13 protein-coding genes are annotated in these 10747 nt (G+C 64.7%); 5 read left to right on the top strand and 8 right to left on the bottom strand.

All coding sequences use genetic code 11. From position 1 onward, the window contains the following. Positions 1–44 precede the first annotated feature (44 nt). The gene (locus AC1DXX_RS32210) at positions 45–797 is read right to left on the bottom strand and encodes a hypothetical protein (RefSeq protein WP_478138266.1); all 753 of its coding nucleotides are present in this window, start codon (positions 795–797) and stop codon (positions 45–47) included. An 80-nt stretch (positions 798–877) separates the two neighbouring features. Then, positions 878–2113: a GNAT family N-acetyltransferase gene (locus AC1DXX_RS32215; protein ID WP_478138267.1), complete on the bottom strand. Its 1236-nt coding sequence runs from the start codon at positions 2111–2113 to the stop codon at positions 878–880. A gap of 19 nt (positions 2114–2132) precedes the next feature. On the opposite strand from AC1DXX_RS32215, the gene AC1DXX_RS32220 reads away from it, so the two are divergent. Then, positions 2133–3827: an NAD+ synthase gene (locus AC1DXX_RS32220; RefSeq protein ID WP_478138268.1), complete on the top strand. Its 1695-nt coding sequence runs from the start codon at positions 2133–2135 to the stop codon at positions 3825–3827. After that, positions 3824–4162 carry a P-II family nitrogen regulator gene (locus AC1DXX_RS32225; RefSeq protein ID WP_012747471.1) on the top strand — a complete coding sequence of 113 codons (339 nt, stop codon included), beginning with the start codon at positions 3824–3826 and terminating at the stop codon, positions 4160–4162. The genes AC1DXX_RS32220 and AC1DXX_RS32225 overlap by 4 nt, the downstream gene beginning before the upstream one ends. A 124-nt stretch (positions 4163–4286) precedes the next feature. Here the strand turns inward: AC1DXX_RS32225 and AC1DXX_RS32230 are convergent, their stop codons facing one another. The 6 genes from AC1DXX_RS32230 to AC1DXX_RS32255 are packed head-to-tail and all read right to left on the bottom strand — an operon-like array spanning position 4287 to position 7741. Continuing rightward, positions 4287–4877, bottom strand: a complete 591-nt coding sequence (locus tag AC1DXX_RS32230; RefSeq protein ID WP_478138269.1) for an LOG family protein — start codon at positions 4875–4877, stop codon at positions 4287–4289. 31 nt (positions 4878–4908) lie between these two features. Beyond that, positions 4909–5316: a diacylglycerol kinase gene (locus AC1DXX_RS32235; protein WP_478138270.1), complete on the bottom strand. Its 408-nt coding sequence runs from the start codon at positions 5314–5316 to the stop codon at positions 4909–4911. Next, entirely contained in the window at positions 5313–5879 is a 567-nt protein-coding gene (locus tag AC1DXX_RS32240) for an RDD family protein (protein ID WP_478138271.1), read from the bottom strand. The genes AC1DXX_RS32235 and AC1DXX_RS32240 overlap by 4 nt, the downstream gene beginning before the upstream one ends. A 13-nt stretch (positions 5880–5892) precedes the next feature. Beyond that, complete coding sequence (locus AC1DXX_RS32245) at positions 5893–6732, bottom strand: DUF3106 domain-containing protein (RefSeq protein ID WP_478138272.1); 840 nt, start codon at positions 6730–6732, stop codon at positions 5893–5895. 20 nt (positions 6733–6752) lie between these two features. Further along, on the bottom strand, positions 6753–7178 hold the full coding sequence (locus tag AC1DXX_RS32250; protein ID WP_478138273.1) for a DUF3619 family protein: 426 nt from the start codon (positions 7176–7178) through the stop codon (positions 6753–6755). Continuing rightward, positions 7175–7741, bottom strand: a complete 567-nt coding sequence (locus tag AC1DXX_RS32255) for an RNA polymerase sigma factor (RefSeq protein ID WP_478138274.1) — start codon at positions 7739–7741, stop codon at positions 7175–7177. The genes AC1DXX_RS32250 and AC1DXX_RS32255 overlap by 4 nt, the downstream gene beginning before the upstream one ends. A 281-nt stretch (positions 7742–8022) precedes the next feature. On the opposite strand from AC1DXX_RS32255, the gene AC1DXX_RS32260 reads away from it, so the two are divergent. The 3 genes from AC1DXX_RS32260 to AC1DXX_RS32270 all read left to right on the top strand — a co-directional run bounded on the left by AC1DXX_RS32260 (position 8023) and on the right by AC1DXX_RS32270 (position 10723). Then, positions 8023–9807 carry an acetolactate synthase 3 catalytic subunit gene (locus AC1DXX_RS32260; RefSeq protein ID WP_478138275.1) on the top strand — a complete coding sequence of 595 codons (1785 nt, stop codon included), beginning with the start codon at positions 8023–8025 and terminating at the stop codon, positions 9805–9807. Between the two features lie 104 nt (positions 9808–9911). After that, positions 9912–10403 carry an acetolactate synthase small subunit gene (gene ilvN / locus AC1DXX_RS32265; RefSeq protein WP_478138276.1) on the top strand — a complete coding sequence of 164 codons (492 nt, stop codon included), beginning with the start codon at positions 9912–9914 and terminating at the stop codon, positions 10401–10403. A gap of 56 nt (positions 10404–10459) precedes the next feature. Beyond that, on the top strand, positions 10460–10723 hold the full coding sequence (locus AC1DXX_RS32270; RefSeq protein WP_478138277.1) for a DUF4282 domain-containing protein: 264 nt from the start codon (positions 10460–10462) through the stop codon (positions 10721–10723). The last annotated feature ends 24 nt before the right edge of the window (positions 10724–10747 follow it).

The raw sequence follows: 10747 nt of genomic DNA on the forward strand, positions 1-10747 counted from the left end.
GTGCCGAATGGCCAAGGGCGCCATGCCCTTGGGGCTGAGGCGCCTCAGCCCCGGACCGCGTCGCCGGCCAGCCGCATCCACTCGCGATTGACCGAGCGTGCATGCGAGTTCCAGTGGCGGGCGGCCTGCTGGAGCTCGTTCCACTGGCGTTGTGCGACGGCGGCATCGCCTTGCTGCGCCAGCCAGGCGATGTAGCGGGCACGCGTTTCGACGGTGTTGTGCTTGCCGAGCGCCTCTTCGAAGGCCTCGCGCGCTTCCGCATGGCGTCCCTCGGCGGCCAGTGCGCGGGCGTTGAGTACGGCGACTTCGTCCTTGCGGTAGTCGTCGCGTGCGGCGCGCAGGCTTTGCAGTGCCTGCTGCGCCTCGCGTGCCGAGGCCGCGCTGCCTTCGGCAATCAGGGCACTGGCCAGCCCGAACTGCAGTTCGGGATCGGATGCAAAGGGGCCTTTCAGGGCATCCCGGTAGTGCCCGACGGCATCGGCGGCCTGGCCCCTGTCGAGTGCGGCCTTTGCAAGGCGCAGCTTGTTCTGGGCCGTGGGGGCCAGGTCGTAGGCCTCGGCGGCCGCGCGGTATTCGCGCTCGGGGTCGAGGAAGCCGATGGCGGCCGTCGCCACCTTGCCCGCGGTGCGCTGCATCCGCGAGGCGGGCAGGTACTCGACCACGAAGTACACGATGCTGCCCAGCAGCGGGAAGCTGAAAAGAACGAAGAGCCAGTACATCTGGCGGCCGTTCCGCATGGCATGGATGGCGAAAAACAGCGCAATGAGGACGTGCAGCCCCAGTCCGACGAATGGCATCGATTTCCCTCTGTTGTTTGGTATTGGGCGCGTTTATAGCAGCCCCGGATGGCGCGCTGCACTCGGCCGCCATCCGCCTCTCAACCGGCCTTGAACGGACTGCGTTCGCCCAGGTGGTCCATGTAGTTCTCGATGCCTGCGCCCTCGCGCTCCAGGAAGCGCTCGACCGCATCGGAGAACGCCGGGTGCGCCAGCCAGTGCGCGCTGGTGGTCTTGACCGGCATCAGCGCGCGCGCCATCTTGTGTTCGCCCTGGGCGCCGCCCTCGAAGCGCTGGGCGCCATGCGCGATGCACCACGCAAGCGGCTGGTAGTAGCAGGCCTCGAAGTGCAGGCAGTCGACGCGCTCCAGGGCACCCCAGTAGCGGCCGTAGGCGACGAGCGGTTCGTCCGGCTGCGTGGAGAGTGCGATCAGGCTGGTTGCGATGGGTTTTCCATCGCGCTCGGCGACGAACAGCAGCCAGGCCTCGGGCAAGGTGTCGGCCATGCGCTGGAAGAAGTCGCGGCTGAGGTAGGGCGGGTTGCCGTGCTCGCGGTAGGTACGCTCGTAGCAGCGGTAGAAGAAATCCCAGTCGGCCTTCGTGATGTCCGCGCCGCGCGACCAGCGAAAGCTCACGCCTGCGTCGGCGACCTTGCGGCGCTCCTGGCGGATCTTCTTGCGCTTGTCGTGCGCGAGGCTGGCGAGGAAGGTGTCGAAGTCCGGGTAGCCGGTTTCGCCGCCGGGCCGTCCCAAGGCGAAACGCTTCCCCTCGGAGGGCAGCGAAGACACGTCAATGCCGAGCGTGGGGGCCACATTCGTCCAATGGAACTGCACCGTGTTGCGCAGCATCAGCCCTGCTTCGGTGCAGGCGGCGATGTCGGCTTCCGCGCCGAACAGCAGGTGCAGGGACGAAAGTTCTTCTTCCTTGCACCAGGCCACCACGGCCTGCACCAGCAGCGTGCGACTCTGCGCATCGCGAGCGAGCAGGCGCGTGCCCGGCACCGGCGTGAAAGGCACCGCGATCACCGCCTTGGGGTAGTAGGCAAGCCCGTGCTGCTCGTAGGCGTTGGCCCATGCCCAGTCGAAGACGTACTCGCCGTAGGAGTGGTCCTTGATGTAGAGCGGGCAGGCGGCTTCCAGCTGCTTGCCGCGCCACAGGGTGACGAACTGCGGCATCCATCCGCTCGCGGGCGATGCGCTGCCGCTCTCGTGCAGCGCCGCAAGGTACTCGTGGCGCATGAAAGGCGAGGGCTCGGCTTGCGCGGCGAGCAGCGCGTTCCAGGCTTTCGGGCTCACGTCGGCCAGCGACGCGAGAACCCGAATGACATAATCGTTCAAGCCTTTTTCTTCCTTCTGTATGACGCTCAAGCTCGCCATCGCGCAACTCAATTTTGTGGTGGGCGACCTCGCCGGCAATGCGAAAAAGATCGTCGACGCCGCGCGCCATGCCCATGCGCAGGGTGCGCGTCTTCTGTTGACGCCCGAACTCTCGATCGCCGGCTATGCGGCGGAGGACCTGTTCCTCCGTCCCGCCTTCACCGAAGCCTGTGATGATGCCGTGAAAGGCATCGCCGCAGCGCTGGCCGACCTCAAAGACATGGTCGTGGTGGTGGGGCATCCGACCGGCGGCAGCCTGCGCAGCCGCTCCGTGGCAGTGCAGATGCGCCACAACGTGGCCAGCGTGATCAAGGAAGGCCGCATCCTCGAGACCTACGCCAAGCGCGAGCTGCCGAACTATCAGGTGTTCGACGAGCGCCGCTATTTCACGCCGGGGCAGGGCACTTGCGTGTTTGAAGCGGGTGGCGTCTCGGTCGGCCTGTTGATCTGCGAGGACGCCTGGTTCGACCAGCCGGCCGAACTGGCGCACGGGGCTGGCGCCGAGATGCTTGCCGTGATCAATGCCTCGCCTTACCACGTGGGCAAGGAGGGCGAGCGCGTGGCGCGCATGGCCGACCGCGCGCGTGCCGTGGGCCTGCCGCTGGTCTACGCGCACCTGGTTGGCGGGCAGGACGAGGTGGTGTTCGACGGGGCCTCCTTCGCGCTGCAGGCCGATGGTGCGCTTGCCATGCAGGCCGGGAGCTTCCAGGAGAAAGTGGTCTTTGCGCAGTTGGAGCGCTCGCCGCAGGGCGTCGGTTTCGTGGCCGACCCMGCGGCCATCGCCGCGCCGCGCGAGGCCGAAGCGCAGCTGTGGGACGCACTGGTGCTGGGCGTGCGCRACTACATCGGCAAGAACGGCTTCCCAAGCGCCATCCTGGGGCTTTCGGGCGGCATCGACTCCGCATTGGTGCTCGCCATTGCGGTCGATGCACTCGGCAAGGACAAGGTGCGAGCGGTGATGATGCCTTCGCCTTACACCGCCGACATCAGCTGGATCGACGCGCGCGAGATGGCCAGCCGCCTCGGCGTGCGCTACGACGAAATCTCGATCAAGCACACCTTCGAATCCTTCAAGGGCGCCTTGGCCGAGGAATTCAAGGGCCGCCCCGAAGACACGGCCGAGGAAAACATCCAGGCCCGCATCCGCGGCACGCTGCTGATGGGGCTGTCGAACAAGTTCGGCTCGATCGTCCTGACCACCGGCAACAAGAGCGAAATGGCCACCGGCTACTGCACGCTCTATGGCGACATGGCGGGTGGTTTCGCGGTCATCAAGGACCTGCTCAAGACCACGGTGTTCGCGCTGGCACGCTGGCGCAATGCCCATGACCCGTACGGCACCGGTACCGAGCCGATCCCCGAGCGGATCATCACGCGCCCCCCGAGCGCCGAACTTCGGCCGGATCAGACCGACCAGGACAGCCTGCCGCCCTACGACATCCTCGACGGAATCCTGGCACGCTACATGCAGGACGACGAGGGCATCGACGAGATCATTGCCGCGGGCTACGAACGCGCGGTGGTCGAGCGGGTTGCGCGGCTCATCAAGATCAATGAATACAAGCGGCGCCAGGCGCCAGTCGGAATCCGGGTCACCCACCGCAGCTTCGGCAAGGATTGGCGTTACCCTATCACCAGCAAATTCAACGAAACCGCCGGAGCACGAAAACCATGAAGCAGATCACCGCCATCGTCAAACCCTTCAAGCTCGAGGACGTGCGCGAGGCCTTGGCCGAAGTGGGCGTCACCGGCCTGACCGTGACCGAGGTCAAGGGCTTCGGCCGCCAGAAGGGGCACACCGAACTCTACCGAGGGGCGGAATACGTGGTCGACTTCCTGCCCAAGATGAAGGTGGAAGTGGTCGTCAACGAGGGCGATGTGGAGCGCTGCATCGAGGCCATCGTCAACTCTGCGCGCACCGGGAAGATCGGCGACGGCAAGATTTTCGTCACCGGCGTGGAGCGCATCGTGCGCATCCGCACCGGCGAAGAGAACGAAAACGCAGTTTGAGGGCTCGCCCCCAGGCTTCACGCACTTCGTGTCGCTTTGCCTTCCCCCTACCGGGGGCAATACCAGTGGCCCGGCGGAGCCGGTTCCACCGGTATTTCTGGAATGACCCGGGGACTTGCCTGGTTCAGAGGTTTTCCGAGAGCCGGTCTTCGCGCGGGTGGAGCGGCACTTCGGCGCGCAGCGCCGTGAGCAGTTCGGGCACGTCGGTGCCGGTGCGGATCAGCGCCATCTGCCATTCGCCCATGAAGCCTTCGCGCACGCTGTGCGCCAGGAAGCCCAGCAGGCCGTCGTAGTAGCCGGCGGTGTTGAGGATGCCGGTGGGCTTGTCGTGGTAGCCGAGCTGGCGCCAGGTCCAGATCTCGAACAGTTCCTCGAAGGTGCCGATGCCGCCCGGGAGGGCCACGAAGGCGTCCGCACGCTCGCCCATCATGGCCTTGCGCTCGTGCATGGTGTCGACCACATGCAGCTCGTCGCACAGCGGATTGGCCAGTTCCTTGTCGACCAATGCCTTGGGGATGATGCCGACGACGCGGCCGCCGGCGAGGCGGGTGGCTTCGGCCACCGTACCCATCAGGCCGGTGCGGCCACCGCCGTAGACCAGCTGGCCGCCGTGCTGGCCGATCCACTGGCCGACCGCTTGCGCAGCCTGGGAAAACTCGGGGCGCTCGCCAGGGCGCGAGCCGCAATACACACAGATCGAAAATTCAGGATTCATCCTGCCATCATGCCGCAGGCTGCCTGCCTTCTCATGACATGAAGCGTTGCCACAACGCCGCCAGCCAGATGCCGCCGCACAGCGTGAGCGACAGCAGCACGGCGGCACTGCCCATGTCCTTGGCGCGCTTGGAGAGGTCGTGCCATTCGGGGCCAATGCGGTCGATGGCGGCTTCCACGGCGGTATTGAGCAGCTCGACGATCATCACCAGGATCGCGCTGCCGGCGAGCAGCGCTACCTCGACCCAGCTGCGCCCGAGCCAGAAGGCCACGGGAATCATCACGATCGCGAGGATGGCTTCCTGCCGGAAGGCGGGCTCGCTCCAGCCGGCGCGAAGCCCATGCAGCGAAATCAGCGTGGCATGCCAGACGCGCTCGAGGCCCTTGCGGGCCCTCTGTGGGTTGACGGCGGGATCGGGAAGTTTGGGCAAGGCACTCATTGGCGACTCATCGGCTTGGAGGTGATGAGCCGCGTACCGGCCCAGGCGTCGTGCCAGAACTGGCGCTCGGGATGAAAACGTGCCAGCAGGGCCCAGACGGCGACCCAGCCAAAGATCAGGATGGTGGACTCACCGCCTGAGAGCTTGAAGGGGGCAATCGCAGCCAGCGGCGGCAGGAACCAGACCCAGCTCAGCAGGTAGCGCGCCAGTGCGCGGCGCTGACTGACGGGGTGGCCGTGAATGTCGACGATGCGGATATTCCAGGTTTTCATGGCGAGTGTCTGGCCCTTGGCCCAGAACCAGACGAAGTACACGCCAAACACCACGAAAAGGAAAGCCTGGAGCAGATGCCGGCGCGAGTCCATGGCATCGCGCATCTGGCCCAGCGTGCTGAACAGCCAGCCCGAGACGAACACGACCGCGAACAGCAGCATGCCCTCGTAGAGCCAGCAGGCCATGCGGCGCCACAGGCCGGGCACTATCGAAAGAGGAGCGCTGGTTGCCGTGGAGACAGGCGAGGCGGGCCGATCGGGCCCCGAAGCCTCGGGAGAGCTGGAAACCATCGAAGTCTTGGGGTCAGGGGGCGGAAGGGGGCGGGTCGGTTGCCGTCGCGGCTGGCGCCGGGACTTGGGCTTCGGCGGGAACCGGCGGAGATGCAACACCGACAGGTGCGGGCACTGCAACAGGCACAACGCTCGCTGCCGGTGCCCGTTCGAGCGGCGACACCACCAGGACGGTTGCAGCAGGGGCAGACATCGGGGCCGGCGAAGGTGCCAGCACGATCCTGGGCGTGTGCTGTCCGGGCGGCGTGACGGCCGGGACCGGCACGAGCTTTTGCGACGAAACCGGGCGCACGGGAATGGCGGCACCGCGGGGCTTGGCCGGGGCACTCTCGGCGAGCTTGCGCTTTTCCTCCTCGCTCAAGGCCTGGTATTGCTCCCATTTGGCCTTGCGCTCGTCGGGCGGCACACGCTTGACTTCGGCGAAGTTCAGGCGTGCCTGGGCGCGCTGCTGATTGCTCAGGGCAGCCCACTCGATCATGCGGCTGTGCAAAGTGACTTGATCATCCAGCGACATGTTCGCGAAGTTTCGTGACAGTGCCAGCCACTTGCGCTTTTGCCCTGCATTCAGCGTGTTCCAGTGCGGGGCCAGCGGCTTCAGGGCCTGTTGCTGCTCGGCAGTGAGTTCGCTCCAGAGCGGCTTGGTTGCAGGAACTGCCTTGGGGCTGGCTGCCGCAGAGGCCGCGACGCCCGGCTGGCCAGCCACGCCCCTGGTGGCCTCGGCATGCGGCTGGGCGCTGGCAAGCGTCAGGCCGAAGGCTGCAACGGCAAGCGCGCCCACCCAAACGACTGCGCCCGCCGTGAGCGGGCGCAACGGGCGGGATGTGTTTGCGCTGGAAGTGGAACGGCGTCGCATTCGGTCGAGGAGAGGATTCTTCAGTCGGAGGCGCCGTCGGCCTTCAGGAATTGGGCAAAGCCCGGGTCGGTATAGGCGGCGGGAGGAAGGTCGCCGGTCAGCAATGCGGAGTCGACCTCGGCCAGTTCGCTGGCGCGGTCGTCGTCCTGCATCACGCTGATGGTGATGAGACCGGCCACGAGCGCGATCAGCGGCACCACCGACCCGATGCGGGTCCACCAGCCACCGCCCAACGCGAGCGTGCGGCCCGACCGCACCACCTCCGGCGCTGTCCGCAATTGCGGGACCTGCTTGCGCGCGGCCACGGCCTGCGCACGCGCAACGCGCAGCCGCTCGCCGATGTCGTGCGGCAACTCCTTGTTGCCGGCCGACAGCCGGGCAACCAGACGCTGGCCGAACTGGTCTTCGGCAGCGGTAGAAGAAGAGGTTGGAACCTTAGTGTTCATAGCGATATTCCCTTGGCCTTGAGCGCCTTGCTCAGAGCGTGAACGGCTCGCGAACAATGGGTTTTGACGCTGCCCTCGGAGCAGCCCATCGCGGCGGCCGTCTCTGCGACGTCCATTTCCTCCCAGTAACGCATCAGGAAAGCCTCGCGTTGACGACCCGGCAGCGCTGCGATCTGCTCCTCGATCTCGTGGAAGACCTGGCTGCGGCGGGTTGTGTCCTCGGCGCTCTCCGTTTCCCTAGAGTCGGTTGGAGAGACGAAGTTCTCCAGAAGATCGAAATCTCCATCGTCGTCGACCGAATCGAAGTCGCTGAGGTTCGAGAACAGGGCGCGGCGGGTTTTCTGGCGGCGGAACCAGTCGAGGGTGCAATTCGACAGGATGCGCTGGAACAGCATCGGCAGTTCGTTGGCCGGCTTGTCGCCATAGTGCTGCGCCAGCTTCATCATGCTGTCCTGCACGATATCGAGCGCCGCTTCTTCGTCCCGCACGTGGTAGACCGAGCGCTTGAAAGCGCGTCGTTCGACGCTTTTCAGGAAGTCGGAGAGTTCTTGTTCAGTGGCCAAGCGAGAGGGGGCGCAGGGCGCGCCGCGTGGGAAGGGATGTCTAGCGAACGCTTATGTTTTCCGCCGCGGATTATGCCCCGGTGGCTTTACGGGCGACATGAAGCGAACCTGAACAGCCAGTAATGTCATAATCCGCCTTGCAAGTCAAAAGGCAAACGGGTCAAGGTCCGGCGGAACATCAGTCCGCTCATGGCTATGGCCTCAAGTCCTGGCGCGGCCCCACAAGGGCTGGCAAGGGGCACCCAAGGTTTTTCGTTCCCGAAAAAACGCAAAGGTTGATCATGGAAATCTCGAAGGCGGAAATCATCTCCGCAGCAGCCGCGTCCTCTGGCGCCGGCAATCCAACGCAAGAACTCATGGGCGCCGAAGTGCTGGTCAAGGCACTGCAGGCCGAAGGCGTCCAGTACGTCTGGGGCTATCCCGGCGGCGCGGTTCTGTACATCTACGACGCGTTCTACAAGCAGGACACCATCCAGCACGTGCTGGTACGCCACGAGCAGGCGGCGGTCCATGCAGCCGACGGCTATGCCCGTGCCACCGGCGAAGTCGGCGTGGCGCTGGTCACCTCGGGCCCCGGCCTGACCAATGCGGTCACCGGCATCGCCACGGCGTACATGGACTCCATCCCGATGGTGATCATCTCGGGCCAGGTGCCGACGGCGGCCATCGGCCTCGACGCCTTCCAGGAATGCGACACGGTCGGCATCACGCGCCCCATCGTCAAGCACAACTTCCTCGTCAAGGACCCGAAGGATCTGGCCATGACGATGAAGAAGGCCTTCCACATCGCACGCAGCGGCCGTCCGGGCCCGGTGGTGGTGGACGTGCCCAAGGACGTTTCCTTCAAGAAGACGCCTTACGCCGGCTATCCCGACAAGGTCGAGATGCGCTCGTACAACCCGGTGCGCAAGGGCCACGGTGGGCAGATACGCAAGGCGCTGCAGCTGTTGCTGGCGGCCAAGCGTCCTTACATCTACACCGGCGGCGGCGTGCTTCTGGGCAACGCCTGCAACGAGCTGCGCACGCTGGTCGACATGCTGGGCTACCCGGTCACCAACACCTTGATGGGCCTGGGCGCCTATCCGGCGAGCGACCGCAAGTTCCTCGGCATGCTGGGCATGCACGGCACCATCGAAGCCAACAACGCCATGCAGAACTGCGACGTGCTGCTGGCCGTGGGCGCGCGCTTCGACGACCGCGTGATCGGCAACCCCAAGCACTTCGCGCAGAACGAACGCAAGATCATTCACGTCGACATCGACCCGTCGAGCATTTCCAAGCGCGTGAAGGTCGACATCCCGATCGTCGGCGATGTGAAGGATGTGCTCACCGAACTGATCTCGATGATCCGCGAGAGCACCACCAAGCCCGACGCCGGTGCACTGGCCGACTGGTGGAAGACCATCGAGGCCTGGCGCTCGCGCGATTGCCTCAAGTACGACCGTGGCAACAAGGACGTGATCAAGCCGCAGTACGTGGTCGAAACACTCTGGAACATGACCAAGGACGCCGACGCATACATCACGTCGGACGTGGGCCAGCACCAGATGTGGGCCGCGCAGTACTACCGCTTCGACGAGCCGCGCCGCTGGATCAATTCGGGTGGCCTGGGCACCATGGGCGTCGGGATTCCGTACGCCATGGGCATCAAGCTCGCGAAGCCCGATTCGGAAGTGTTCACCATCACGGGTGAAGGCTCTGTGCAGATGTGCATCCAGGAACTCTCCACCTGCCTGCAGTACAACACGCCGATCAAGATCTGCTCGCTCAACAACCGCTACCTGGGCATGGTGCGCCAGTGGCAGGAGATCGAATACTCCGGCCGCTACAGCCACAGCTACATGGATGCGCTCCCCAATTTCGTGAAGCTCGCCGAGGCCTATGGCCACGTCGGCATGCTGATCGAGCGTCCACAAGACGTGGAGCCGGCGCTGCGTGAGGCGCGCAAGCTCAAGGACCGCACGGTGTTCATGGACTTCCGCACCGACCCCACCGAGAACGTGTTCCCGATGGTGAAGGCCGGCATGGGCATCACCGAAATGCTGTTGGGCTCCGAAGATCTCTGATCGTCGGCGCATTCGCTTAACTCTTTACTGACGAATCTATTGCCCGCCAAGCCCGCGCATTACCGTGCACGGGGGAGGGCGGCGAAAAGAGGAGTCACGCAAACATGAAACACATCATTGCAGTGCTGCTGGAAAACGAGCCGGGTGCTCTTTCCCGCGTGGTGGGCCTGTTCTCGGCCCGCGGCTACAACATCGAATCGCTGACCGTCGCGCCGACCGAGGACTCGAGCCTCTCGCGCATGACCATCGTCACCAACGGCTCGGACGACGTGATCGAGCAGATCACCAAGCACCTGAACCGGTTGATCGAAGTCGTGAAGGTCGTCGACCTGACCGAAGGCGCCTACACCGAGCGCGAACTCATGATGGTGAAGGTGCGGGCAGTCGGCAAGGAACGCGAAGAGATGATGCGCATGGCCGAGATCTTCCGTGGCCGCATCATCGACGTCACTGACAAGAGTTACACCATCGAACTCACCGGCGATCACGGCAAGAACGATGCTTTTCTTGAAGCGATCGACCGTAGCGCTATTCTCGAGACCGTCCGCACCGGTGCCAGCGGCATCGGGCGCGGCGAGCGCATCCTGCGCGTATAGGGGGTGAAGATCCCCTCAGTTCCACTGCTTTAAATCAATACACGAGGAGAAGGTTAATGCAAGATTTGCTGGGATTCGACAAGATGGTGACGCCAATCATCATCCGGATACTGTATTTCCTCGGGCTGCTGGGTGTGCTTGCGATGACCGTCGTGTCGTTGTTTCAGGGCCGTTTCCTGGCTGCCATCGGTATTCTTGTTTTCGGCGCGATCATGGTTCGCGTCTATAGCGAATTGCTGATCCTGCTGTTCCGCATTCACGACAACCTCGTGTCCATCAACCAGCAAATGAAGGACCGGAATTCTTCCGGCCAACTGTGAGTGAACGCACCCCTGCAGAGGGGG

It is taken from the genome of Variovorax sp. P4_B10 (genome assembly GCF_056402375.1).

Bases quoted from the DNA above. Each gene is read 5' to 3' on its own strand.
- AC1DXX_RS32210 (WP_478138266.1), bottom strand. From the start codon at position 797: ATGCCATTCGTCGGACTGGGGCTGCACGTCCTCATTGCGCTGTTTTTC.
- AC1DXX_RS32225 (WP_012747471.1), top strand. From the start codon at position 3,824: ATGAAGCAGATCACCGCCATCGTCAAACCCTTCAAGCTCGAGGACGTG.
- AC1DXX_RS32230 (WP_478138269.1), bottom strand. From the start codon at position 4,877: ATGAATCCTGAATTTTCGATCTGTGTGTATTGCGGCTCGCGCCCTGGC.
- AC1DXX_RS32235 (WP_478138270.1), bottom strand. From the start codon at position 5,316: ATGAGTGCCTTGCCCAAACTTCCCGATCCCGCCGTCAACCCACAGAGG.
- AC1DXX_RS32240 (WP_478138271.1), bottom strand. From the start codon at position 5,879: ATGGTTTCCAGCTCTCCCGAGGCTTCGGGGCCCGATCGGCCCGCCTCG.
- AC1DXX_RS32245 (WP_478138272.1), bottom strand. From the start codon at position 6,732: ATGCGACGCCGTTCCACTTCCAGCGCAAACACATCCCGCCCGTTGCGC.
- AC1DXX_RS32250 (WP_478138273.1), bottom strand. From the start codon at position 7,178: ATGAACACTAAGGTTCCAACCTCTTCTTCTACCGCTGCCGAAGACCAG.
- AC1DXX_RS32260 (WP_478138275.1), top strand. From the start codon at position 8,023: ATGGAAATCTCGAAGGCGGAAATCATCTCCGCAGCAGCCGCGTCCTCT.
- ilvN (WP_478138276.1), top strand. From the start codon at position 9,912: ATGAAACACATCATTGCAGTGCTGCTGGAAAACGAGCCGGGTGCTCTT.
- AC1DXX_RS32270 (WP_478138277.1), top strand. From the start codon at position 10,460: ATGCAAGATTTGCTGGGATTCGACAAGATGGTGACGCCAATCATCATC.